23 protein-coding genes are annotated in these 23,333 nt (G+C 54.8%); 6 read left to right on the top strand and 17 right to left on the bottom strand.

Annotation, left to right across the window (positions count from 1 at the left end; all coding sequences use genetic code 11):
• The first annotated feature begins 251 nt into the window (after positions 1-251).
• Together ATL17_RS15485 and ATL17_RS15480 are read left to right on the top strand one after the other, a co-directional pair.
• The gene (locus ATL17_RS15485) at positions 252-1,382 is read left to right on the top strand and encodes an MFS transporter (RefSeq protein ID WP_133573716.1); all 1,131 of its coding nucleotides are present in this window, start codon (positions 252-254) and stop codon (positions 1,380-1,382) included.
• Between the two features lie 128 nt (positions 1,383-1,510).
• The gene (locus ATL17_RS15480; protein WP_133573715.1) at positions 1,511-2,857 is read left to right on the top strand and encodes an amidohydrolase; all 1,347 of its coding nucleotides are present in this window, start codon (positions 1,511-1,513) and stop codon (positions 2,855-2,857) included.
• Between the two features lie 98 nt (positions 2,858-2,955).
• Here ATL17_RS15480 and ATL17_RS15475 read toward each other — a convergent pair whose 3' ends face one another.
• The 8 genes from ATL17_RS15475 to ATL17_RS15440 all read right to left on the bottom strand — a co-directional run bounded on the left by ATL17_RS15475 (position 2,956) and on the right by ATL17_RS15440 (position 11,821).
• Entirely contained in the window at positions 2,956-3,951 is a 996-nt protein-coding gene (locus tag ATL17_RS15475) for a methyltransferase family protein (protein ID WP_133573714.1), read from the bottom strand.
• 111 nt (positions 3,952-4,062) lie between these two features.
• The gene (locus ATL17_RS15470) at positions 4,063-4,806 is read right to left on the bottom strand and encodes an alpha/beta fold hydrolase (protein ID WP_133573713.1); all 744 of its coding nucleotides are present in this window, start codon (positions 4,804-4,806) and stop codon (positions 4,063-4,065) included.
• A gap of 51 nt (positions 4,807-4,857) precedes the next feature.
• Positions 4,858-5,460, bottom strand: coding sequence for a TetR/AcrR family transcriptional regulator (locus ATL17_RS15465; RefSeq protein ID WP_133573712.1), 603 nt, complete (start codon positions 5,458-5,460; stop codon positions 4,858-4,860).
• A gap of 92 nt (positions 5,461-5,552) precedes the next feature.
• Positions 5,553-6,398 carry an ATP-binding cassette domain-containing protein gene (locus tag ATL17_RS15460; protein WP_133573711.1) on the bottom strand — a complete coding sequence of 282 codons (846 nt, stop codon included), beginning with the start codon at positions 6,396-6,398 and terminating at the stop codon, positions 5,553-5,555.
• Positions 6,395-8,206 (bottom strand): dipeptide/oligopeptide/nickel ABC transporter permease/ATP-binding protein, encoded by a 1,812-nt coding sequence (locus ATL17_RS15455; RefSeq protein WP_133573710.1) that lies wholly within the window; start codon positions 8,204-8,206, stop codon positions 6,395-6,397. Before ATL17_RS15455 ends, ATL17_RS15460 begins: the two co-directional genes overlap by 4 nt.
• Complete coding sequence (locus tag ATL17_RS15450; protein WP_133573709.1) at positions 8,203-9,144, bottom strand: ABC transporter permease; 942 nt, start codon at positions 9,142-9,144, stop codon at positions 8,203-8,205. Before ATL17_RS15450 ends, ATL17_RS15455 begins: the two co-directional genes overlap by 4 nt.
• A 71-nt stretch (positions 9,145-9,215) precedes the next feature.
• Positions 9,216-10,712 (bottom strand): ABC transporter substrate-binding protein, encoded by a 1,497-nt coding sequence (locus ATL17_RS15445; RefSeq protein ID WP_133573708.1) that lies wholly within the window; start codon positions 10,710-10,712, stop codon positions 9,216-9,218.
• A 134-nt stretch (positions 10,713-10,846) separates the two neighbouring features.
• Positions 10,847-11,821 carry an aldo/keto reductase gene (locus ATL17_RS15440; protein ID WP_133573707.1) on the bottom strand — a complete coding sequence of 325 codons (975 nt, stop codon included), beginning with the start codon at positions 11,819-11,821 and terminating at the stop codon, positions 10,847-10,849.
• A gap of 122 nt (positions 11,822-11,943) precedes the next feature.
• Here ATL17_RS15440 and ATL17_RS15435 point away from each other — a divergent pair, with 122 nt between their 5' ends.
• Genes ATL17_RS15435 through ATL17_RS15420 form a run of 4 tightly spaced genes read left to right on the top strand, consistent with a single transcriptional unit; the run spans position 11,944 to position 15,808 of the window.
• Positions 11,944-12,678, top strand: a complete 735-nt coding sequence (locus ATL17_RS15435; protein ID WP_133573706.1) for an SDR family NAD(P)-dependent oxidoreductase — start codon at positions 11,944-11,946, stop codon at positions 12,676-12,678.
• Between the two features lie 9 nt (positions 12,679-12,687).
• Positions 12,688-13,794, top strand: coding sequence for a zinc-binding dehydrogenase (locus tag ATL17_RS15430; protein WP_133573705.1), 1,107 nt, complete (start codon positions 12,688-12,690; stop codon positions 13,792-13,794).
• A gap of 21 nt (positions 13,795-13,815) precedes the next feature.
• The gene (locus tag ATL17_RS15425; protein ID WP_133573704.1) at positions 13,816-14,784 is read left to right on the top strand and encodes an aldo/keto reductase; all 969 of its coding nucleotides are present in this window, start codon (positions 13,816-13,818) and stop codon (positions 14,782-14,784) included.
• A 22-nt stretch (positions 14,785-14,806) separates the two neighbouring features.
• Positions 14,807-15,808, top strand: a complete 1,002-nt coding sequence (locus ATL17_RS15420; RefSeq protein ID WP_133573703.1) for an alpha/beta hydrolase — start codon at positions 14,807-14,809, stop codon at positions 15,806-15,808.
• Between the two features lie 39 nt (positions 15,809-15,847).
• Here the strand turns inward: ATL17_RS15420 and ATL17_RS15415 are convergent, their stop codons facing one another.
• From ATL17_RS15415 to ATL17_RS15375, 9 genes are all read right to left on the bottom strand, one after another.
• On the bottom strand, positions 15,848-16,282 hold the full coding sequence (locus tag ATL17_RS15415; protein ID WP_133573702.1) for a MaoC family dehydratase: 435 nt from the start codon (positions 16,280-16,282) through the stop codon (positions 15,848-15,850).
• Entirely contained in the window at positions 16,279-17,415 is a 1,137-nt protein-coding gene (locus ATL17_RS15410; protein ID WP_133573701.1) for a thiolase family protein, read from the bottom strand. Before ATL17_RS15410 ends, ATL17_RS15415 begins: the two co-directional genes overlap by 4 nt.
• Entirely contained in the window at positions 17,412-18,803 is a 1,392-nt protein-coding gene (locus tag ATL17_RS15405) for a class I adenylate-forming enzyme family protein (protein WP_166639063.1), read from the bottom strand. Before ATL17_RS15405 ends, ATL17_RS15410 begins: the two co-directional genes overlap by 4 nt.
• The gene (locus tag ATL17_RS15400) at positions 18,800-19,225 is read right to left on the bottom strand and encodes a DUF1284 domain-containing protein (RefSeq protein ID WP_166639062.1); all 426 of its coding nucleotides are present in this window, start codon (positions 19,223-19,225) and stop codon (positions 18,800-18,802) included. Before ATL17_RS15400 ends, ATL17_RS15405 begins: the two co-directional genes overlap by 4 nt.
• The gene (locus ATL17_RS15395) at positions 19,218-19,844 is read right to left on the bottom strand and encodes an energy-coupling factor transporter transmembrane component T family protein (protein ID WP_133573698.1); all 627 of its coding nucleotides are present in this window, start codon (positions 19,842-19,844) and stop codon (positions 19,218-19,220) included. Before ATL17_RS15395 ends, ATL17_RS15400 begins: the two co-directional genes overlap by 8 nt.
• The gene (locus ATL17_RS15390) at positions 19,838-20,500 is read right to left on the bottom strand and encodes an energy-coupling factor ABC transporter ATP-binding protein (protein ID WP_133573697.1); all 663 of its coding nucleotides are present in this window, start codon (positions 20,498-20,500) and stop codon (positions 19,838-19,840) included. The genes ATL17_RS15395 and ATL17_RS15390 overlap by 7 nt, the downstream gene beginning before the upstream one ends.
• Before the next feature lie 13 nt (positions 20,501-20,513).
• Positions 20,514-21,056, bottom strand: a complete 543-nt coding sequence (locus ATL17_RS15385) for a biotin transporter BioY (RefSeq protein ID WP_133573696.1) — start codon at positions 21,054-21,056, stop codon at positions 20,514-20,516.
• A 144-nt stretch (positions 21,057-21,200) separates the two neighbouring features.
• Entirely contained in the window at positions 21,201-22,322 is a 1,122-nt protein-coding gene (locus tag ATL17_RS15380; protein WP_133573695.1) for a RuBisCO large subunit C-terminal-like domain-containing protein, read from the bottom strand.
• Positions 22,323-22,325: 3 nt separating this feature from the next.
• Positions 22,326-23,330, bottom strand: a complete 1,005-nt coding sequence (locus ATL17_RS15375; protein ID WP_133573694.1) for a transketolase family protein — start codon at positions 23,328-23,330, stop codon at positions 22,326-22,328.
• Between the last annotated feature and the right edge of the window lie 3 nt (positions 23,331-23,333).

Genomic DNA, 23,333 nt, shown 5'->3' with positions numbered 1-23,333 from the left:
ATGCGAACAAATCTGCTTTTCACGCCGCCCAAAACATTGGACGTTCCCACGTGCGCAAAATGTAACTGTCAGGCTATCCCGGGGCTTTCCCCCGGTCTTGCCCAGCGGTGCATGAATGCTTTCCCTTAAGCGCATGGTGGTTGAGGTGATCGTTGGGTGCAGGCCTGCTGCACGCTCAGTCAAAGCGGGGGCTAGCGAGAGGCAAACGGTTCAGTAAAGTGGCGCAAAATTGTCAACTTAGGACCCTTCGCGTGCGCCCTCATCATCAGCTTTATTTGTGCTTTTTTCTTCTGTCGCTCACTGTGGGCAGCATGTTTTCGCGCCTGCCTGATATTCAAGTGGCGTTGGGGGTCAACAAGGCCAGTCTGGGGTTGGTGCTGATTGGTCTTTCCTGCGGTGCCTTTATCGGGCTCACCATTGCTGCGCCCATCATTGCGCGCTTTGGCGTTCGTTTGTCGATTATGGTGCCGCTTGCTGTAGTGTCGATCTGCGCCAGCCTGATCAGCATTGCCTCGCATCCGGCAATTGCGTTCGGCACTCTGTTTATTTTGGGCGTGTTCATCAGCGTGTTGGAAGTTTGCCTCAATCTTGAGACAGATCGGCATTCGGCCATGCTCGAACGGGGCATTATGAGCCGCGCTCACAGCATGTGGAGCGGCGGCTTTTTTGTGGCGGCGATTATCGGGTCGGGCTTTCGCGACATGCAAATTGCCACTAGCGGCCATTTGCTGCTGATTGCACTTGTGGTGATTTTGGTTGTGGTGTTGGTGGTCAGCAAAATTGTGCCGGCAACGGCACGCGCCGAAGAAGCCCAAAGCGCCACGCCCATATTCGCCTTGCCCACTGTGGAGATGGTGGGGTTGTGCATTGTTGTTGCCGCCCCCATGTTGGCCGAAGGGGCCGGGGTGGATTGGTCGCTGATTTACATGCGCGACGCTTTTGGTACCGACCCATGGACGTCTGGCATGGCGCTCAGCGGGTTCACGTTGGCCATGGCCATCGCCCGTTGGTTTGCTGACCCTATCGTCGACCATTTCGGACGTAAAAGAACCGCGGGTGTTCTACTTGGCCTAACTGGCATTGGCGCGGCGATGATCATTTTTGCCCCTGCTCCAATGGTGGCTATTGCTGGTTTTGTGATTATGGGCATTGGCTGTTCGGCTGTTTATCCGATCACCATTTCTGCGGCAGCCCAGCGCACAGATCGCCCAGCCGCAGTAAATGTGGCCGCACTGGGTCAATCTGCCTTTGTGATCTTATTTTTGGGGCCGCCCTTGCTGGGCTTTATCGCCGAGCATTTCGGGGTGCGCAGTGCCTATCTGGCCTGCTTGCCACTCGTGGTCGCCAGCCTATTGTTCTTGAATTCGCTGGATAAGAAATAGTTTTTTGCCCACCGGATGCAGCCACATTTACATCTCCCACTGAATTTTCAACATATGTAGAAAAAACTTGTGTCGCATTTGTTTTTGCCTACAATGGTGGAAATTAAAACAAGATGTAATTCAGATAGATGATTGATAATCCGCAAAAAACCGCCGACCTTATTTTCGTCGGTGCCAAGGTGCACGCCATGGATGCGCGCAACGCGCAATATGACGCGATTGCCATTAAAGATGATATGATTTTGGCCGTTGGCAGTGAGGCTGATGTGCTGAAATGTAAAGGTCCGGAAACCCAGCTTCACCAGCTGGCCGGCGGCACCCTTTTGCCGGGCATAAATGACGCGCATTTGCATGGGGTTTGGTATGGGGCCACCTATCCCAAATTGATGTTCAAAGATCATGATTTTGATTGGCATGGCAAGTTGCTCGATAGCGAAGAAGGGCGTGAAACCGCCATTCTCACCGCTTGGGAAAAACTGGCCGCATTGGGCATCACCTCTTATACCGAACCGGGTATTGGACCGGGGGAAGATCACGGCGCAACGGGGTGTTTCGGCACCAAAGTGTTTGACACTTACGCCCGGCTTACCGGCACCAAAGCACAAACTGCACGGGTGACCATGTTGCGCCTTTTTGGGCTGCTGGACGGCGCAAGTCAGCTCGACGATTATATGTCAGGATTGGATCAAGCTTTGCCGCAGACCGATCCCAAATGGCTGTCTGTCAATGGCGTGAAAATCTTTGCTGACGGCATTCCCCCCATGCGCAGCGCATGGACGCTTGCTCCCTATCAGGGCGGTGGCCATGGCGAATTGCTCACAGGCGCAGGAACGGAAGATGAGCGGTTAGACGTCTTTCGTCAGATGATTTTTGAGGCACATAAGCGCGGGCTGCAAATTGGTGTTCATGCCACGGGTGACCGCGCGTCAGATGCGTTTATTCAAGCCTTGGAAGACGTAGGTGCAGATGATGCTTTGCGGCATTACATTATTCATGGCGACCTGCTGACGCCGGAACAGCTTGAACGTATGGAGCGGTTAGGGATTGGCATTGATCTGCAACCGCTTATTGCGGATCAAACCCATGATTGGCTGGCGCAAGCCGTCAATGCAGAGGTGGCCCAGCGGGCATGGCCGCTGCATTTAATGGTGAAGCATAATTGGCTCACCCTCACATCAGATGCCCCGGTGGCCAGCCCAGATTGGCGACATATTGTGGTTTCAGCCGCCAAGCGCTTGCAGCAGCAACAGGTGCCACTCACCGATGAACTGAAGGTCGAATTGTTGCGCATGTATACCAGCGTGCCCGCTTATCAGGATTTTGCCGAAAGCTGGAAGGGCACAATTGCCCCGGGCAAGGTGGCTGATTTGTGCTGGGTTGGCGGCGATGTGTTTGGCGAAGATTTTCTGCATCTGCCGGATATGCCGATCAAGCTCACCATGGTTGGCGGCCGGATTGTCTATCAACAAAATTAAATGCCTAAACCCCTAGGGTCCTAGACAGTTGGACCTCACTAAAAAGGGGCCTTGCGGCCCCTTCTTTTTTTGTTGTTTTTTGTCTTTTTTTGCTGCGGTTAGACAGCTTCTGCAACCAAAACGCGAGGGCTACCCGGCAGGGCCACCATTTCAACTGGCTTCCATCCGGTGTCGTTCAACCAGGCGCAGACTTCAGATTCTGGGAACACAACTGTACCATCAATCACATGATATTCGCTGGCATGTTGGGCATCAATCGCGCGTTGTTTTTCATTATCATCCAGATAGAAATCCAACACGGTTAGCTTGGCGCCTTTGCTGGCCACCGCGCGGGCATTCGCAAAAATCTGTTTGTTTTCATCCACGCTGAAGCGGTGGATCACATGGTTGACAAACACCAGATCAAACTCGCCTTCCGGCTTGGCTTCTGGTGTTGGCACACCAATCACAGTTGACCGATCTGCCACGCCCTCGTCAGCAATGGCGGTTTTGATACCCTCAACAAAATCCGGCGCGTAAGCGAAAGTTGTATTTAGGTCCTTATTGGCCTGCATGGCACGGATGGCGAAGTTTGGGGCCAAGCCGCCCAAATCCAGTGCATTTTTGTGGCCAGCAAAGTCAAGCGCATTGCTGAACATATCGGCGTGCAATTTATTGTAGGTCATCACGCCAGCCATAAAGGTGCCCCAGCGCTCATCATTCATGCCGAGATCGCCCGGCTCATCTGTATCCACTGTTTTGCTGAATTGCAGCCAGTGCGGATAGCTGATTTCACGCAAGAAGGTCAGGAAAGGCGCCAAATCCAAGTCGGCCTCATCGCCAACCAAAAATGCGGCGGCGGCTTCGGTTAGGCCATATTTCCCGTCTTTACGGGTTAACAAATCAAGCGACGCCATTGCATCGCCCAAAGTGCGTGCCATGCGTTCGGAAACACCTGTTTCTGCCGCAATATCTTGTGGGCGGTTGGCGCCATTGGCCACGGCCTTAAACAAGCCGATGCGGCTGGCCGCGAATAATTGTTGCGAGGCCATATAGCCCGTTGCGATTTCTAAAATGCGCGATGGATCAGCTTGTACAGGTTGATTGGATGACATGTTCATTCTCTCCTCAGTTTATTGGGCACAGCTCAAACGGCATGGCGCCCCGCCTATGGCGCGCCCTGTTGGCCTATTGCGCTGCGATGTACGTGAACGGCTCCGCCGCCCCTAGTGTGCGATGCCTAAAAAGGCGAAGGTTTCTTGTTTAAACGCGTCGCTTTTGAGGGCGCTAAAATGGTCCCCCGGCACACGCACGGTTTTGTTGTTGTCTAAAAAGGGTTCAATAGCGTCCACACTGCCCGCCATCGGATCTTCAAGGCCAGCGGCCAGCAAAGTGGGGGCAGCAGGTTTTTCCACACTTGGGTCGAAAGGCTCACGCCCCAGCCCTTGCATCAAATTGAGCAGGGAATGGCTGTCTTTCCCCTCACCCATGGCCATTGAGGCAATCATGGCGGTCATTTCATCTTCGGGCGTCACGCCCTCATCGGCAAATTTACGCGCTGCGTCATAGTCGAGCATGGCAAACGGGTCGCCTGCGCTCAGCCCACCCAGCACAAGCTTGTTTACCCGTTCTGGCCGTTGGCTGGCCAAGGCCCACGCCAATCGCGCACCGAGGGAATAGCCCACCACATCGGCTTTGCCGCCATGATTGTCGATGATCTCTGATAAGGTCGCCACAATTTTGCTCACTGTGGCATCCTCGGGCACGTCCACACGTGCGCTTTCTCCATGGGCGGGCAAATCCACCACAATGATTTTGCGGCCAGCCGCTTTCAGCGGTGCCAACCATTGCTGCCCGTCCCAATCTTGCGCCCCATTGGAGTTGAACCCGTGGATCAACAGGATTGGCGTGCTACCGGTTTGGGCATCCGCATAAATATGTTCGGCGATGAAGGGCTTTTGACTAGCCATAAACTGTCCTCCACTTTGCGCAAGCGGTGGCCAGTTTCCGACAGAGATAAATTAGCCCTGCGTGCGCTTGATTATATTGTCGATGATTTGGTGATAGGTCGCGACCTGTTCGCCTTTGGGGTGCATCAGATTGACGACATTGGCCCCAATGGTGATGGAGATGATTTCCAGCGCCAAGGCATCCAACTCTTCGTCTGTGCTTTGGGCTCGCCCCTTTTGCGCATATTTCAACAAGCTCACGGTTGAGCTTTGCCAGCGTTGCAAAAAGTCGCGATAGATTTTGGCCAATTCCGGATTGGAGGCCGCGTGGTCCCACAGCACCAGCAACACCCGGCCCGCGCTGATCGCATAGTCGGTAAGCGGCATGGTTTGGCGCAATCGATCGCGCAACACTTGCGCTGGGTCGGCGCCCTCCGGCACGTCCAAATTGTCCAGTGCACCTTCCGGGTCCATCTCTGCCAACACGCTCTCGAAGGTTGCGGCGATGATGCTGTCTTTGCCCGGAAAGTAATGTTTCAGCGCCCCATTGGCGAAGCCCGCTTCCGCTGCAATTGAGCGCATTGTTGCGGCTTCGAAGCCCCCCTCGAGCATTAATCGTTTTGCCACGTCGACAATTTCGCGACGGCGTTTGTCGTGGTCTATGATCTTTGGCATCGGCAACTCTCTTTATGGGCCGGCTGTGCAAATGGTTGAGCGCGCTGTTTTGTCCCCGAAAACAGGCAAGTGCAAACCGGCGAGATTTCGTATCACATCGCTCCGGCATTGTCTAAACCTCTCATCTCAAGCCAATCGGCGCGGCGCTTCTTTTGCTCTGCCGGGTTGGCGATTGGGGATGCCAGCAATAGCTTTCGGCTATAGGGATGATCGGGCGTGCGGGTCACTTTATCGGCGTCGCCATGTTCCACCAATTGCCCCCGCTTCATCACCCCGACATTGTGGCAAATGCGGCGCACCACGCCCAAATCGTGGGAGATGAACATATAGGCCACGCCCGTTTCCCGCTGCAGCTCGATGAACAAATCGATCACCGCCGCTTGCGTCCGCAAATCCAAGGCGCTGGTGGGTTCATCGCAAATGATCAGCCGTGGCTTGCGCACCAGCGCACGCGCAATGGCAATCCGTTGACGTTGCCCACCGGAGAATTCATTGGGAAAGCGGTTGATTGAATTGGCAGGCAAATGCACCTTGTCAATCAAATCCGCCACTTGCTGCCGGGCAGATTGGCGCGTTTCGCCAGCCACCGTCAGCGGCTCTGCCAAAATATCGCCAATGGTCATGCCCGGGTTCAGTGAGCCATAAGGGTCTTGAAACACCACCTGAATGCTTTTTGCTAAATCACGTCTTGGCTTGCCTTTCAAATTGGTGATGTCCTGCCCATCAAAAAGAATTTTGCCTTCGGCGATGGGCGCAAGGCCAAGAATGGCACGGCCGAGTGTCGATTTGCCCGATCCGCTTTCGCCCACAATGCCCATGCATTCATGCTCAGCAATTTCAACGCTCACCTTGTCGAGCGCTTTAAAGCCATTATTTTTCGGGCCATATTCAACGGTGAGATTTTCGACGCTCAAAAGCGGTTTGGCGACATTGCTCATTTTTGCCCTCCGCCTGCGGTTTTCAAAATATGCACATTGCTGGTTTCTGAAGCGTCCAAATCTTTGCGGCTCAACGTGCCGTCCAAAGACGCGTCGATGAGGTCTTGGGTATATTGCGCTTTGGGCTGGGCGAATATTTGCTCCACTTCGCCCATTTCCACAACCGCCCCCTCGCGCATCACCACCACCCGGTCGCAAATGTCCGCCACCACGCCAAAATTATGGGTGACCAGAATAAGCGCCATGCCAAATTCCTGTTGCAGCTCACGCAGCAGTTCCAACACTTCGGCTTGCACCGTCACATCGAGCGCTGTTGTGGGTTCATCTGCCAACAGCACAGAGGGTTGCCCCGCAATCGCCCCGGCAATCAGAACCCGCTGGGCCATGCCGCCTGAAATTTGGTGCGGATAGCTTTTCATCACCCGGTCTACATCATTGATGCCGACGCGTGCCAGTAATGCTTTTGCCTTTGCCGTTGCTTCGGCTTTTGATTGGCCAAAAACCAACCGCAACGGCTCAGTGAGCTGATGACCGATGGTGAAGGTCGGGTCCAAATTGCTCATGGGCTCTTGAGGGATATAGCCCAATTGGCTGCCCAAAATCTTCGCTCGATCCTTCCCGGTCATTTCATTGACATTCTTGCCCGCAATCTCAATTTGGTCGGCAACATATTTGCCGCCTTTGGGCAGCAGGTTGAGCAAGGAGAAAATGGTTTGAGATTTCCCCGAGCCACTCTCACCCACAATGCCCAACACTTCGCCCGGCTTCACATCAAATGAGATGCCATTGACCACGGTTTTTTGTTCGTCACCATTTTGGTAAAACACACGCAAATTTTTGAGGCGTACAATCGCTTCATTTTTGTCATGGGCAAAGGCACCTGTGCCTTGGGCGGGGTCCCAATCTTTATCGTCCTCGCCTTCGGTTTCGGACACAACAGGGGTGCGCACCCGCACCACTTCCGCCAAGGTGGAGCCAATGGTGGCCAGCGCCGCGATGGTGATGCCAAGTGCTGCAGACGGCCAAAGCAACAGGGTGGGGTTGGTCAGCATAAAGCGGAACCCCTCATTCATCATGGCGCCCCAACTTGGTGTGTTGGCAGAGCCGACACCCAAAAATTGCAGGCCCGCTTGAATGCCCATAGAAATACCCGCAGCCAGCGCGGTCTGAATAATGATGGGCGCATAAATGCCGGGTAACACATGGCGCGCAATAATGCGTGGCGCGGTGAGGCCAGCTACTTTCGCGGCGTCAATATAAGGCTCATTGACGATGGCCAAGGTGGCGGAACGGGTGATCCGGAAATAGCCCGGCGCCATAAACACGCCAACTGTAGCCATCAAAATGGGGAAGTTGGATCGTGTGCCAGCAGCCACCACCAGCAAGATGATCATGCCGGGAATGGCTTGGGTAGCATCCGACAACCAAGAGAATACCCGGTCAACAAGTCCACCAAAAAAGCCAGCCATAACGCCAGTGGTCACACCCACAGCAAGGGCTGTGATGATGGTTATGGCAGCGCCAAACAAGGTGGTGCGTGCGCCCCAAATGATGCGGCTGAGAATGTCGCGCCCGGCGCTATCGCCGCCCAACCAATGTTCCGCGCTTGGCGGTGCCTTTGTGTTGGCCAACTGCACAAAGTTCGGGTCGTGCGGCGAAATCCATGGGGCCAATAACGCCATCAGCACCACCAATATAAAGATGGTGAAGGCGGTTACCCCGGCTTTGCGTTGGAAGAAGCGCTGGGTGATTGATGTGCGCACAGGTGCGTTTGGTTTCTGGTCCAAAATTTTGTCTGCAATACTCATTTCAAACGCACCTTTGGATTGATCCAGCCCAACGCAATATCGAGCACCACATAGATGATCACCACAAACACCACCGACACCATGGTGATGCCGAGCAACACAGGAATGTCGCCAATTTGCGCTGCAGATTGGGTGAGTTGCCCAAGGCCGGGCAGGCTGAAAATAGCCTCCACCACGATTGCCCCGCTCAGCAGAGAGGCGAAGAGCACGGCAATCACGGTGAGGGCCGCCGGAGACGCATTGCGCAAAATGTGCAAATTGACCCGGAAATTGGATAGGCCGCGGCTGCGCAATGTGCGCACAAAATCTTGTTGTGACACGGCGATCACTTGATTGCGCAATTGCTCCGCAATCATCACGATCGCGCCTAAAGCCAGCGCCACGGCAGGCAAGGTGATGGAGCGAATCCAGCCACCAAAAGAAACCGCGGGCGACACATAGCCGAATGATGGGAACCAGCGCAGGCGCACCGCGAACCAGATGACCAGCATCAAGCTGATCCAAAAGCCCGGCAAAGCGAACAGCAGAACGGTGGCGATTTTCACACCCTTATCAAAGGTGCTGCCTGGATTTAGGCCAGCGATCAAGCCGCAAACCACGCCCACAAATGCACTTATCAGAATAGCAAAACTGACCACTGAAAGGGTGACGGGCACCCGCAGCACAATTTGGTCCCAAACTGGCTGTTGGTTGCGCCAAGATGTGCCCAAATCGCCAGTGATTGCGCTGCTCAACCAAGCTTGAAATTGCACCAGCAAGGGCCGGTCTAATCCCAATTCTTTGGCCAAAACGGCCTGTTGTTCTGGTGTGGCAGAAGAACCGAGCAAGGCAACAGTTGGGTCGCTGATGGCCAGATGGGCCAAAAAGAATGTGCCCATGCACACAGCAGCCAACAAAATCAGCCCGGCCAATAAACGCTTGGCGATAAATTTAGTCATGGGCACTCCATGGTCTTAGAAGGTAGCGCGGGTCGGCATTGATATGCTTTGCCAACCCGCGCCGGTGGGTATTATTTCGGCTGGATGAACCGCAAGGTCGGGAACATCATGCCGGTGATGCCTGTCACCGAAATCTCAGACACGCTGTGATACGTATTGGCAGCTTGGTACCAAACGACCCACCAGGCCAGATCTGCTGTCAGGCGCTTGTTCAAAATCTTGATCAGGCGGATCTGTTCTTCCGGATCGGCATCGCGAATGGCATCTACCATGTCGGTCAATTCCGCGTAGAGCACATAATCTGGTGATGGATTGTACCATTGTGGGGTTGAGAATTGGCGCGCAAAGTTTGCCACAGGATCACTGTCGATCGCGATGAAGGCGATGAACATTGGATATTTAGGCGCGTTGATTTGATAATCAGGCATCTGCATATCGTCCCAAGTCACCGTGATGCCAAGCTCGTTGAATGTTTGCTGCACCACGGGCTGCCAAGTGGCAAAAATGGGTGACATAGGCATGGACAATTCAAAGCCATCGGCATAACCGGCTTCCGCCATCAGCTCTTTGGCTTTTTCGATTGAGAACTCATATTGGCCCTCAAGCTCAGGATCGTGCACGCCAGACGCTGCGGTGAACACTTGGTTGGTTTTCACGCCTGCACCCTGGCCAATGGCCTGCAAAATTGCGGCACCGTCAAATGCATGGTTCAAGGCTTTGCGCACGCGGATATCGCCAAGTGGGGCCAATCGCTCGCCATCATGGTCGAGGATTTGCAAGCCAACCCAGCCCGCAAGGGATTCAGTGACGTTCCAGCCACCCATTTCCGCTTGCGGATTGTTGATTGGGTCGGCAAAGGCCACATTAAGCTGGCCGGACAACATCGCATTGTGGCGCGCTGTTTGGTCAAGAATTGGATAGATGGACACTTTCTCATAAGGATATGTGCTTGCATCCCAATGGTCAGTTTTTTTCACAAAGTGATATTCTGAACCGGGCACTGACGAGTCCAATGTGTAAGGGCCAGAGCCGACCGGGGTTTGTGCAAGAGTTCCCGCTTCAATCGCTGCGGCAGATGCCATATAGGAACGGCCCAAGCCCATAAGATAGAGCATGGTATCGTCGCGCTCTTTCAAGGTGATGGTGATTGTATCTTCATCCACCACGCTAATGTCGCTCACTTTGGTGTAGGCTTCGCCAGAGCGCGCGCTTGCTTGCAAATGCTCCAAATTGGCCGCGGCCACTTCGGCATTAAACCCGGAGCCATCGGTAAATGTCACGTCCGTGCGCACATCCATGGTCAGGGTCAAAAAGTCTTCTGAATATTCCCAGCTTGTGGCCAAAACGGGCTGCACATCGCCATTTGCATCAACAGTTAGCAGCGGATCGTAAATGGCAGACAGGTAAGGCCCATCAAAGCCAATATCGGCCATGGCCGGATCCCATGACGTAATGTCGAGAAAGTTCCCGATTTTCAATTCGGTGATTTGCGCCAATGCTGGCGCGCTTAGGCCAACAGACAGCGCTACAGCCGACAATGTCGCGATAATTTTATGTTTGAACTGCATATTTCTCTCCTCCTGTTGGCGACTATGCGACCCCGTCCCACTCCTTAGGATCACATCCCAACATTTTTTATTCTACACACGTTGAAAAAGAACGCAATAGTGAGTTTTGCGCGAAAGTGCCTAGATTTTGGTCCCTAGAACCCGCCTTGTTCTGGAACATGCTGGTCGAGCCACAAATGATCGAGCCGCTCGCGAATAAGCGGACCAGCCTTTTGCGCCAATTCAATTGCGCCCAGATTATCCTCGAATTGAGATAGCTTTGATGCGCCAAACAGCACATTGGCCGTGGCCGGGTGCGCCAAACAAAATGCCAGCGCCACCTGCACCAGGCTTGCGTCAAATTCTTTGGCGATCTTTTCCAGCTCAGGCACCGCGTCATAAATCTTTTGCCTTATGTCGCCGACATCTGCCCCGATTTTTCGGTTTGGCGTTTTGCCCGCCAAAATGCCGCCTTCCAAACAATCTGATGCCTGCAGGGCCAATTCGCCCTGCTCAAACAGCGGCCCATAATGCTTGCCCTCAGTCATAGTGCGGCGCACAACGCTATATTTTAATTGCGCAAAAGTTGGTGGCACCAGATCATTCGCCTTGGCAAAATCAAGCGCTGTGCGCGTGTCTTTATAGATCCAGTTATTGATGCCCCAATGGTCAATCAGGCCCGCATCAATCAATTTATTCACCTCGGCGGTGAGATTTTCCATATGCGGATTTTCGGCGAAATAATCGCCCACAACCACCATTTCAAACTTGTCGAGCTGCGCCCGTTCAAGGCTGATTTCGATCTGTTCTTTAAAGTTCAGCTTCGGATATTCCCACAGCCATAATTTACCGCACACCAAAAAGTCGCTGCGCTTCAATCCTGACGCTTTAATGGCCTCGCCAAACAGAATGTCGGTGCGCGATTGTTCGGCGTGCGGGCCCATATTGTAATAGGCCACATCGAAAAACGCGCAGTCCACTTTTTGTGCACGATCAATCAAAGCGATCGCCTCATCTCGGGTCATTCTGTCCCAAATGTTCCACGAACCAAGGGCATAGACAGGGACCTCAGGACCATTGGGGCCAAGCTGACGTTTGGGAACTTTAAACTCGGAACTGATGGCAGTCATTGCGGTCTCTCCTCACCTTGCGTGATTTTATTCTCCAGTTGTAGACTTTATTTTCTACACATGTATACTAAACGTCAAGATGGTCTTTTCAATTAGGTGAAGACGCCCATTTAGGAGGAGTTATGACTGAACAACGGATCGTTCTGGTCACTGGCGCAGCGCAAGGGTTGGGCCAAGGCATTGCCGAAAAATTCGCATCACATGGGGATAAGGTGATCATTGCCGATATTAATGGCGATCAACTTGCCGAAACCGCCACGCAAATCGGCGTCGATTCCCACCAGCTCGACATCAGCAACCGCGACAATATTGGCGCGGTGGTCGATAAAATTGCCAAACAATATGGCCGCATTGATGTGCTGGTGAACAATGCTGGCATTGTGGGCGGCCATGGACAAGTGACAGAATTGGACAGCGCCGTGTTTGAAAAGGCACTAATGGTCAATGTGCTGGGCACATGGATGATGAGCGAGGCCGTGGGTAAGCTGATGGTGGCCGCAAAGAAAGGCGCCATCGTCAATATTTCTTCTATTGGCGGACGCCAGCCGACCCCGGGCATGGGCCATTATGAGGCCACCAAGGCCGCAGTGGATGCGATCACCCGCACCACGGCCATCGAATTGGCCCCGTTCGGCATTCGCGCCAATGCGGTTGCGCCCGGCCCTGTAATCACACCGCTGACCGCCGGGTTTGCTGAAAATCCCGAAGCCAAGGCTATGTGGGAAGCGCGCATTCCCTTGCGCCAGATCGCGGAAGTCACCCAAGTGGCCCCGGCCGCCTATTTCCTCGCCAGCGACGAGGCGAGCCACATTACCGGGGTCAGCCTTGCCGTCGATGGCGGCCAATTGCTGACATAGGAGGACAAGATGGTACCCAATAAAACCCGCGCGGCCGTGTTAGCCGCCCATGCCAAAGCACTTGATGTTAAAGATATTCCCTTGCCCGAGAGCGTTGAGCCGGGCGCTGCGCTTGTCAAAATTGTCTGCGCCACCCTTTGCGGTACGGACGTGGAAATCTGGCAAGGCAAAATGAGCTTTCCGGGCATGTTGCCCATGGTTTTAGGCCATGAAATGGTCGGTGAAATCGTCGCGTTGGGCGAAGGCACCACAGACGCGTTGGGCGGTGAACTTCAGGTAGGTGACCGGATCGGCTGGTCAGAATCCACGTGTGGCAAATGTTATGGCTGCGTTGTGTTGCGCGAGCCTGTTGCCTGCGAAAATCGCGGCTATGGCTTTCTGCAGCGTTCCGACAAACCGCCTTACGCCACAGCCGGGCTGGCCGACTATGCCTATGTCACCCCCGGTGCTGCCAAATTGCGCATTCCGGATGAAGTGAAAAACACCTGGGCCTCTATGGCCGGATGTGCTGCCAAAACCGTGCTGCGCGCCTTTGACCGAGTGGGTGCCATCCGCACCGGGTCCAGCGTCGTGGTGCAGGGCTCCGGTGCCTTGGGCATCTTCGCCGCGGCAGTGGCCAAGCTATCTGGTGCCGCGCAAGTGATTATGGTTGGCGCGCCGCAAGATCGGTTGGATATGGCCAAGCATTTTGGCGCGGACCACACCATTCATATTGACGCGGGCAGCGAGGCAATGATCGCGCAGGTACACGAGCTCACCGCAGGGCGCGGTACCGATTATGTGTTCGATTTTGCCGGAGCCAACAGCGTGGGCAAAGAGGCCGTCAATATGGCTGGACAGCGCGGTCGCGTGGCGATTGTTGGCTCCACCGCTCCGGTGGATAGTCCGGTGCCGCTAGGCACGGTGATGGGCAAGGAACTGACCATTGTCGGCTCGCTCAATGGCGACATTTCCGACTATGCCCGCGCCATCAGCTTTTTCAAAAACTTCGCCGATGCCATGCCGTGGGACAAGCTTTTTGCCGAACCTGTCGGCTTGGACAAAGCGTCTGAATGTCTCGACAGCATGTGCCAACACCACACCATCAAAGCGGTCATTGATCCGCGCCTTTCATAGTTCGAATTCAGGGAGCAAAATATGAGCAACAAAGAAGTGCCCCATAATCAATTGGCGGATACGGGCCTTAATATTCCCCTATTCTCCTTGGGGTCATGGCATATTTACGATCGCATGGATTATGGCCTTGCGGTCCGCATGATCCGCCGCGCAATAGATGCAGGCATCAATATGTTTGATGTGGGGGTTTATGGCACGCCGGAAACCACGCCACCGCCCCTCACCGATATTCTGTTTTCCGCCATTGTGCGCGGCGCTGAATTGAAGCGTGAAGATTATGTGCTGTCCGAAAAATTGTGGCTTGAGGCTTGGGATCAAGACAAAGGCTTCCTGCCGCAAATTGAGAATGCCTTGTTCCGCGTCGGCACTGATTATTCCGATCTAGTGGTGCTTGGCGATGTGCGCGACAGCACCATTGAAATGCGCGATCTGGTCATGTCTTTGGCGGAGCTGAAGCAAAAGGGTTTGATCCGCGCATGGGGCGTCAACAATTGGTCCGCCACCAATATTCAGTCTTGCATCGACATTGCCAAGGCTGAAAATGTGGATGGCCCGGTAATGGCGCAGCTAAAATATTCCATTTCCCGCCGTTCGATTCCAGATGGTGAACCGTTCGCCAAATTGTTTGCGCAGGGCTTTAAGATGCAATCGTCTGATGTGATGGAGGGTGGCGTGCTGGTCAAGCCGACACCGCCGGAGCGCGAAGTGGGACGTGATCCGGGCAATGTGCGTCAGAAGATCGTCGACTCAGCCCCTAAATTGGCGGAGATCGCCAAGCGCTTTGACGCGACACCCGCGCAAATGTGCATCGCCTTCACGCTCACCCATCCGCATAATATCAACACCTTGTTTGGCGCCACCAAGATGGAACAACTCGAGCAGGCGCTGGGTGCCATCGCTCTGTTGGCTCGCATTGGTCGCGAAGAATTGCGTGCGGCAGTGGATGAGCTTTGGGCCGACCGCGATGTGGTCGATCCTGAAGGTCCGTAAAGTTTGTTTGGAGGAGAAATAAATGAGTGATCCTAAACCAACCCCGGTGCCCTACGATCCAGAAATGCTGGGTCCACTGGCACAAATGGCCCCGCCGGACTCACCGGAAATGACCGTTGAAAGTTTGGCAAGCGCACGTGCGGGCATGGACGATATGTTCCCGTCCTTCGAGGATGCCATTGGCGACAAGCCCATCGACTTCGCCGAATATGAAGTGCCCGGACCAAAAGGCGCGCCGGACATTATTGTCTCGGTGCTGTCGCCCAAAGGGTTGAAAGACAAGATTGCTAAGGGCGAGGCAAAGCCTGCCCCCTCCATGTATAATATTCATGGCGGCGGCATGATGGTCGGCAATCGCCGCATGGATGTGCCGCGCCTTGTGGATTTGATCATGGAGTTCGGCATTGTGGGGGCCACGGTGGAATATCGTCTTGCGCCCGAACATCCGGACCCCGCCCCGGTGGAAGATTGCTATGCTGGTCTTGTCTGGATGGCGGAAAATGCGGAAATGCTCGGCATCGATCCGGAGAACATCATTGTGATGGGCGGCAGCGCAGGCGGCGGACTTTCTGCTGGGGTCGCTCTGTTGTGCCGTGATCGCGGCAGCGTCAAATTAGCAGGCCAAATGCTGATGTGCCCGATGATTGACGACACCAACTCAACCCTGTCGAGCTATCAATATCTTGCAGGCAACACATGGGTACGCTCCTCCAATCTTTTGGGATGGCAATGCCTTTTGGGCGATCGGCTCGGCACCGACGAAGTCTCGATATACGCCGCCCCTTATCGCGCCAAAGATCTGACCAATCTGCCTCCGACTTTTATTGAGGCAGGCAGTGCGGAAATGTTCCGGGATGAAAATGTAGAGTTCGCCAACCGCATCTGGGCTGTTGGCGGTGTGTGCGAGTTGCACATCTGGTCCGGCGGTTTTCACGGCTTTGACTTTTTCGCCCCAGAATCAGAATTGGCCCGAGCCGCCCTTGCCGCACGTTCCTCCTGGCTGAAGCGGACCTGGGGAATTTAAACCCTTTAACTTCACGCCAAAAACTGCCGTTTGATCTGCTCAGACGGCAGTTTTCTTTTGCGCATAATGGTCGCGCATCTCAAGCGACATCACCATCTGCCCCGCGCGTTCGCACATCACCTGATAGGCCACATAGGCAGCATCTTTATGCAGCCGCACTTGCGTGATTTCCGCCTTGAAGAACAGTTGCTCATCAAGTTTGACTGGCGCTTTAAATCGCACTTTATCGTAGCCGACAGTCATGCCGATGATGGTGTCGTCCAGATTCAAATGCTGCTGCACAAAGTGCGGCACGAGGCTCACCAGCAAGTTACCGGGAATGATCGCTTCATCGCCTTGATGAATCGCATTTGCATCGCCCGAGACCTGCACGTAGGCCTCCAGTTGAGCTGGCGTCACCGTACACGGTGAGACTTCCTCAAATGTCGCGCCCAGATATTCCGTCCAATCGGCAATCTGATTTATATCGATCATTTCTGCATCACCATGGCTGATCCCAATCCGCCCGCGCCAGCAATGGCCGCTAGGCCATAAGCCCCGGCTTCACACCGTTGCATTTCATAAAACAGACGCACCAAATTGATCGCGCCGGATGCGCCGATGGGATGCCCCCGTGCCAAGGCCCCGCCGCCTAAATTGGTGCGGTCGAGTGGCAAATCTGTTTCCTCAAGACAAGCCATGGCCTGCACCGCAAAGGCCTCCATCATTTCGACCGCCGAAATATCCGCTGCGCTAAGTCCAAGCTGCTGCAAAATATGCTGAATAGAAGGAATAGGCGCCAAAGCTGGCATCGCCGGATCGCTGCCCCGGCTGATGCCGCCACATAGTTTTACCGCACGGTCTTGCCATTGCGGGTGGGCGCGCAACACGGATTCCGAAACCAACAGGCACAGCCCCGCCCCATCCGCTTCCACAGCGGTGGTAGCCGCTGTGAGGCCGGTTTCTTTATCGCCTGTCAGCATGGGCAGCTTGGCGCAAAGTCTGGCGCTGAGCTGGCGGGTGAATTGGTCGCGGTCCACGTCGGCGATGGGCACAATTTCATCTTGCTGGCTTGCCGCAGCGTCCAGCGCTTTTTGATGGCTCAAAATGGCAAAGTCTTCTTGCACTCTACGACTGATCTTGCGCGTGGTCGCCAATTGCGCCGCCGCCTCCAGCATATCTGGATCTTGTGTCGCGTCGGGGGCAAAGGGCGGGCGCTGATATTCCTGATCGGGCGCGCCATTCAAACCGCGGGCGATGCGCCGGGGCGAAGTACTATAGCTTTCCACGCCGCCCGCCAGCACCATCTGCGCCGCCCCGGCGCCAATCATATGCATGGCCATTTGCACCGCATCCATGCCGCCGCAGCATTGGCTGTCCACGGTGAGCGCTGGCACGCTCTCTGACAGGCCTGCCGCCAGCCCGACCATGCGGGCCACATTGCCGCCGCCGGAGAGTCCATTGCCGAGTACAATATGGTCGATCTGCGCCGCTTCAATCGCAACGTCTTGCAGAAGCGCTTTCACAATCGGTGCCGCGAGTTCATGGGGTTGCAAATTGGCGAATGCGCCGCCGCGCGGCACCACCGCGCTGCGCTTCGCCGCCACCATATAGACCCCATTGCTCATGTCAGCTCCTGCAATTGGTTTGCCTGCCATTGGATGTTCAGCTTTTGCAGATCAGTTTTGCCCGAACTGGTGTGCGGCCAATCCGCGACTGCAAACAGATATTGCGGCATTAAATAGGGGGTGAGATGCGGGCGCAAGTCACTCAAGATTTGGGCGCGCGATGGCGCGGATTTCAGGTGCAGCACGGCGACGATCTGATGTCCGCGTTTTGCATCTTCTTTGCCCCACACGGCAGCATGGGCAACGTACGGTAATTTATGCAATGCCGCTTCAATTTCTTCTGGCGCGACATTGCGACCACTGACGGTAAACATGCGATCCGCCCGCCCCACCAAATGCAAATTCCCTTTTGCATCGACAAAGCCCGTATCACCAACGCTGATCCGGTCCGGCATATCGCGCTGCCCCGCTTCGGTGAGATAGGTTTTAAAGGCCAGTGGGCTTTGCACAAAAACCTGCCCGGTTTCGCCGGGCAGCACAGGCAACCCCTCTTCATTCAAAACTTCGATTTGCACCGGGTCGAGCGGCTTGCCCACAAGGCCTGCCGCATCGTCTTGCTGCACGGGCCGCGCGGCGACATAGCTCAGCTCGGACGTGCCGTAAAACTCGATCAAGTCAGCCTTGGGAAAGTGCTCTTTCACCTTAGCCGCGAGGTGTGGGGCCAATTTCGAACCTGTGCACAGCACTTTTCTCAAATGAGGATAAGCGCCCTTGGCGGCACTCACCAGCGCGTCCAATTGCGTCGGCACCGCAAACAGCACAGCCTGATGATGTCGCTCAATCTGCCGCAATAAGGCGCCCGGATGGAAATTTGGCAACAGCACAATGCTCGCCCCCGCCACTAGGCCACGGATGGCGGCATAAGTGAACAGCGAGTGGGCAAAACTGCCGGCCACCAGAATGGTCGATTGCGCCGTAATGTCAGAGAAAGGTTGATCAGCTTCAAAGCTGGCCAGCCAGGAGCTTTCGTGCCGCAAACAACCCTTGGGCAATCCGGTGGAGCCGGAGGTAAAGCAGGTATAATGGGCATCGCCTTCCGGCGCTTCGCCGCCCGGCAAACTGGTCCATCCTACCTGATCAATCAGCAGGTCGGGCTGCACAAAATTCAAGATGCGCTGCTTTGTTTCAGCGGGCCAATTAGGGTCAAAATAGATCGTGTTCCGCGCCACCTTCAGCGCCGCGATAAACAGCACCAGCGCCTCCACCGAGGTGGGCAAGGCCAGTGCAATTTGTGCAAGCGCCCCTTCATCGCGCAGCCGCGCTTCCGCCGCTTCGATCTGTGCCAACAATGCACTCGCAGTCAGCACCTCTTGTCCGGCAAACATGGTCGGCCTTGCTGGATCGCTACTCAGATGATGTTTGATCCGCGAGACAATTTCCGAGCTCATTTTTCTGCCAGCAAAAGTGTGTTTTGAAATCCATCGGCTGCGATCTGGTCGCAAAAGTCCCGCCATTGGCAATCAAAGCAGCCACGGCGAATTTGATTGTCGCGGAAGGCGGTGCGCATTTTTTCGGTAAACAGCTCCGCAGGGGCGATTTCATCGCCAACCTTCAGCTCGTGTCCGAGAAGCGCTGAGATGTCCGCCAGTGCCAGTTGATCGCGTTGATCGATCCGCGGTTCATAGCAATGGCTGCCGTCGCAGTCTTGCACGCTTTGGCATATCTCGTCAGGCCGATCCACAATCTGCATCATTTCATTGGCGCGCATGCGCTTTGTAATCGCTTTGAAGTCGCGCTCAAATTGGCGGCTATAGCCGCGCCCGGCAAAGGTCAGCGCACACAGCAGATGATGGCCGCGGATTTTAATCATGGCGCGGCGCCTTCTCGCCCAAAGGGGCGCCGGCGGAGCGGGCATCAATGGCTTGGGCAATATCATCTGCCGATTTCAGCGTGCGGATCATGGTGGGCGTGATCAGCGCCCGCCAATTGCGCCCCAATCCGCGCGCCTTTTGCGCCTCGCGCACCTCTTGATAGGTTTCGCGCACCATCGGGATAAACCGCAAAGACAGTGAAAAGGCGAGCCCCACCTTTTCCGCAATATCCGCGCCAAATAATTTGCCGACACTACGCTCGATGCCTTCAATCATCTCGCTGGTTTTGCTGGTCAGGGTCAGCAGGGTTGCGGCCACGATCATGATCGCAAAACGCAGCACCACATAAAGGCCGAACTGCCAATCATTAAGCCAAAGCTGCACCAAAAAGATCAGCACCAGCACCCAAAGCGCCGGGCGCACCGCCTGCCATGTCAGAGATAGCGGCAATTTCGCTAGCAGATAGCTGGTCAGCACCAGCGCAATCGCCACACCCAGAAACCACCAGTTCTGCACCAGAAACAGCGCCGTACAGAACACAAACAGCAGCACAATTTTCCACCCCGCCGGGGTGCGGTGTACAAGGCTGTTGCCGGGCTTATAAAAGCTGATCAGCATGAGAGGTCGCGATAGGTTTGGATGATCTCAGTTGGCGCGCCATCCGCATGCAATCTGCCCTCATGGATCAGCAGCAACCGGTCCATTTGGGCCATCAAATCCAGATCGTGGCTGACGATAATCAATTGCTGCTCCAGCTTGTCCAACATGGAAATCAGCATGGCCCGATTGCGCAGATCTAGCAAGGTGGTGGGTTCATCGAGAATAATATGTTCGGGCTGCATTATCAGCACGCCGATCAAGGCGATCAGCTGTTTCTCGCCGCCGCTCAGCTCGTGGGTGAGGCGCTCGCGCAAATGGCTGAGGTTGAATTTTTCAAGCAAAGCATCGCTGCGCGCTTTGATCTCTGCTTTGCTGAGGCCCGACTTTTTCAGGCCAAAGGCAATGTCCTCCTCCACCAGCGGCATCACCAATTGATTGTCCGGGTTTTGAAACACAAAGCCGACGCGGGCGCGGTGTTCACTCACATCAGCACCACCGACTTTCACTTGGCCCGTTGTGCACGGCTCCAGCCCATTGAGCATTTTGACAAAGCTCGACTTGCCCGAGCCATTATGCCCGATAATGCCAATGCGGCGTTCGGTCAGTTTGGCCGATAGGTCGGACAAGATAGTCCGTCCGTTTTTCATCAAGCTGGCCGAGACAATTTCAATCATGGGCGCAACGCCGCTATTTCTTGATGATCGGGTAGGATTTTGAAACGGTCACGATCACCAATGCGGCGATCACGGCCTTGACCAAATCGCCAGGGATAAAGCCCATGGAGCCGGTAAAGGCTTGGCCAAGCGAAATGCCTGCGACCACAGAAATCCACGGGATGCCAATGGCATAAAGCAACACAATGCCGCCCACCACGCTAGCGATGAAGGCATTGATATAGTTGAGATTATCCCAGAAGCGCTCCACCAGCAGGCCAACCACAAAGACAGCTACGATCCAACCGATCAAGAAACCACCGCTAGCACCGAAGAACACGCCCACGCCGCCCCGGCCACCGGAAAGAAGCGGCAAACCAACGGCGACCAGCGCCAAGAAAAGGATCATTGAAAGCGCCCCACGCTTCGCGCCAAGCACGCCACCAGCGAGCATTACGCCCAAGGATTGCGCGGTGATGGGCACGGCGATTACTGGCAATGTGATTGGGGGAAACACCCCGAGAACAGCCATAATGGCGGCGAAAAGTGCGATCAGAACGATGTCACGGGTGGTCATGCTTTCTTCCCCTCAAGCAAGTTATTCGGCAAGGGTGTTAACGCATTTAACTTGATGTGACAATTTCAAAAGCCAATTCTTATTTGACCAGTTGGAAAGCGAAATGCGCGCCCGTTCGGCGCGCATCTGTTTATTTTCAAAGGTTTATTTGCGTGCGGCTTCGAGTGCGGCGCGCATATCTTTTATGCCTTCGCCGATTTTATCGCCATAACGCAGCAAGCTACCGCCCAAAAGATAGACCACATCGTCGCCATACATGTTGAGCATATCACCCGCACGGTCTTTGGACATGCCGCCACCCGGGCTTGGGAAAATTGGTTGGCCGATGCCATCTGTTGCTCGGCACGCATTCGCAATGGAGGTACATTCCTCGACCGAGAAGCCAAAGCGACCGCCTACATTTGGGAACACCGAAATGTCAGACCCGGCCAAGCGCTGCAACAGGCCGAACATAATGGCATGGGTAAAGCCCGTGTCTTTTGACAAAACATATGGTCCCAAGAAGCTGGGATGGGTCATGATCGGCAAATCAAACCCCGCATCCCGGGCGAAATGATTGACGATGTCAAAGCCCAAAAGTCCCGGCATCAGCAAAATGCCGCCTGCCCCCGCCTGCTTAGCGAACTGCGCATCTTCGATCAGATGGGCAAAATGCCCGCCAATATTTGGCAGATAAAGACAGCTCTGACCTGTTTCTTTGTTGGCACGTTCCACCGCTTTGGAGATCTTTTCCACCCGTTCTTTGAACGGTGCGGCAGGCTGGTTCACAAGGCCATGATCTTCTTTCACGATATTGGCCCCGGCCACGGCGCAGAGATAGGCGATTTCTGCCAGTTCGTCTGCGCTTGACCCCTGCGGTTTCAATACGGGCGAGATCAGGCCGCCCTTTGGCGTGGCAGAACGTTCACGCACGCCTTTGATGCCGAACCGTGCGCCGGGAAACTGCTTAGAGAGGCTGCCGCCCAAATCAATGTTGGTGACTTGCAATCCCTTTTGAATAGAGGAGTTACCAAACACCACATTGAACAATTGGGTCAGCTCAGTGCCAACGCTTTCGGGGCTATAAGACAACACGGCTTCAAACTGCCCATCGCTGGCTTGCCCGCAGCTTTCCACCTTGCCCAAAATCTCATCTTCGATGAAACCTTGCGGCACCACATCGCGCGGGATCTCAACGGTTTGTTCCAACGCGATGTTGTGTGCCCGCTCCAAGGCTTCATCATTGCTTTGGGCATCAATCTGGTAGGTAACGCGCATCCGATCCATGGGTTAAAGCGCCTCCGCTTTCGCGCTTGAGTGCACGGCATCAACACGCACCGCATCCAAATCGTCCGCATCAATATTGGTTTCGATGTTCATCAGACCTTCAATGCCACGCACCAAGGCCAATGCATCCAAGCCATAATAGCGCATCAAATAAGGGCGCGAACCGCCATGGGCATAGGTGTCTTGCAGGCCAAGGCGCACCAGCTTTTTCTCAATACCTGCTTCAGCAATTGTTTCAGCCACTAGCGAGCCGATACCACCATTGATCACATGGTTTTCCAAGGTGATCACACCATGTTTGACCGATTGCAAATGGTCAAGCAACCGCTTGGAGTCGAACGGCTTCAGTGTGTGAAGGTGCAAATGACGAATGGAAACGCCTGCCCCAGCCAACGCGGCTTTGGCGCGCAGGGCTTCTTCTGTGGTGATGCCTGCGGTCACCACAAGCACATCATCCCCGGCGGAAAGTTCGCGCATTTCGCCAACCTTGATTGGCGTGTCGAACAAGCGCGGCACCGAGCCACGCAATACGCGGCAATAAACAGGACCATCGATTGAGTCTGCCGCTTCGCAGAGGCTTTCAACCTCCGTCGCGTCGCCTGTTTCCAAAATCGACATGTTGGGCATGGCGCGCATAATGGCAATATCTTCAATCGCTTGGTGGGTCATGCCACCGGGTGTGGTGACACCCGGCAAGAAGCCCATGATCCGCACTTTGCGGCGTGGATAAGCGATCGAGGCCATCAATTGGTCATAGGGTCGACGATAGGTGAACACCCCAAAGGTATGAATAAAGGGGCGATATCCCGCAAGGCCCAAGCCGCCAGCAAAGCTCATCATGTTCTGCTCTGCCATGCCCATGGACATAAATTGCTCAGGGTGCCGATCGCGGAAGCCATCAATTTCGCAAGATGATGTCAAATCCGCAGACATGCAGATCACATCTTTATTGGCCAGTGCGTATTTTTCAAAAGCGCTCGCATAAGGGCGCGTTACCATTTCAACCATCTC

It is taken from the genome of Maritalea mobilis (assembly GCF_004363175.1).
Lineage (GTDB): Bacteria > Pseudomonadota > Alphaproteobacteria > Rhizobiales > Devosiaceae > Maritalea > Maritalea mobilis.
The sequence above is the reverse complement of the archived record's forward strand: the minus strand, read 5'-3'. Positions and strand labels throughout refer to the sequence as shown.

Bases quoted from the DNA above. Each gene is read 5' to 3' on its own strand.
- ATL17_RS15480 (WP_133573715.1), top strand. From the start codon at position 1,511: ATGATTGATAATCCGCAAAAAACCGCCGACCTTATTTTCGTCGGTGCC.
- ATL17_RS15475 (WP_133573714.1), bottom strand. From the start codon at position 3,951: ATGTCATCCAATCAACCTGTACAAGCTGATCCATCGCGCATTTTAGAA.
- ATL17_RS15470 (WP_133573713.1), bottom strand. From the start codon at position 4,806: ATGGCTAGTCAAAAGCCCTTCATCGCCGAACATATTTATGCGGATGCC.
- ATL17_RS15465 (WP_133573712.1), bottom strand. From the start codon at position 5,460: ATGCCAAAGATCATAGACCACGACAAACGCCGTCGCGAAATTGTCGAC.
- ATL17_RS15460 (WP_133573711.1), bottom strand. From the start codon at position 6,398: ATGAGCAATGTCGCCAAACCGCTTTTGAGCGTCGAAAATCTCACCGTT.
- ATL17_RS15455 (WP_133573710.1), bottom strand. From the start codon at position 8,206: ATGAGTATTGCAGACAAAATTTTGGACCAGAAACCAAACGCACCTGTG.
- ATL17_RS15450 (WP_133573709.1), bottom strand. From the start codon at position 9,144: ATGACTAAATTTATCGCCAAGCGTTTATTGGCCGGGCTGATTTTGTTG.
- ATL17_RS15445 (WP_133573708.1), bottom strand. From the start codon at position 10,712: ATGCAGTTCAAACATAAAATTATCGCGACATTGTCGGCTGTAGCGCTG.
- ATL17_RS15440 (WP_133573707.1), bottom strand. From the start codon at position 11,821: ATGACTGCCATCAGTTCCGAGTTTAAAGTTCCCAAACGTCAGCTTGGC.
- ATL17_RS15435 (WP_133573706.1), top strand. From the start codon at position 11,944: ATGACTGAACAACGGATCGTTCTGGTCACTGGCGCAGCGCAAGGGTTG.
- ATL17_RS15430 (WP_133573705.1), top strand. From the start codon at position 12,688: ATGGTACCCAATAAAACCCGCGCGGCCGTGTTAGCCGCCCATGCCAAA.
- ATL17_RS15425 (WP_133573704.1), top strand. From the start codon at position 13,816: ATGAGCAACAAAGAAGTGCCCCATAATCAATTGGCGGATACGGGCCTT.
- ATL17_RS15420 (WP_133573703.1), top strand. From the start codon at position 14,807: ATGAGTGATCCTAAACCAACCCCGGTGCCCTACGATCCAGAAATGCTG.
- ATL17_RS15415 (WP_133573702.1), bottom strand. From the start codon at position 16,282: ATGATCGATATAAATCAGATTGCCGATTGGACGGAATATCTGGGCGCG.
- ATL17_RS15410 (WP_133573701.1), bottom strand. From the start codon at position 17,415: ATGAGCAATGGGGTCTATATGGTGGCGGCGAAGCGCAGCGCGGTGGTG.
- ATL17_RS15405 (WP_166639063.1), bottom strand. From the start codon at position 18,803: ATGAGCTCGGAAATTGTCTCGCGGATCAAACATCATCTGAGTAGCGAT.
- ATL17_RS15400 (WP_166639062.1), bottom strand. From the start codon at position 19,225: ATGATTAAAATCCGCGGCCATCATCTGCTGTGTGCGCTGACCTTTGCC.
- ATL17_RS15395 (WP_133573698.1), bottom strand. From the start codon at position 19,844: ATGCTGATCAGCTTTTATAAGCCCGGCAACAGCCTTGTACACCGCACC.
- ATL17_RS15390 (WP_133573697.1), bottom strand. From the start codon at position 20,500: ATGATTGAAATTGTCTCGGCCAGCTTGATGAAAAACGGACGGACTATC.
- ATL17_RS15385 (WP_133573696.1), bottom strand. From the start codon at position 21,056: ATGACCACCCGTGACATCGTTCTGATCGCACTTTTCGCCGCCATTATG.
- ATL17_RS15380 (WP_133573695.1), bottom strand. From the start codon at position 22,322: ATGGATCGGATGCGCGTTACCTACCAGATTGATGCCCAAAGCAATGAT.
- ATL17_RS15375 (WP_133573694.1), bottom strand. From the start codon at position 23,330: ATGGTTGAAATGGTAACGCGCCCTTATGCGAGCGCTTTTGAAAAATAC.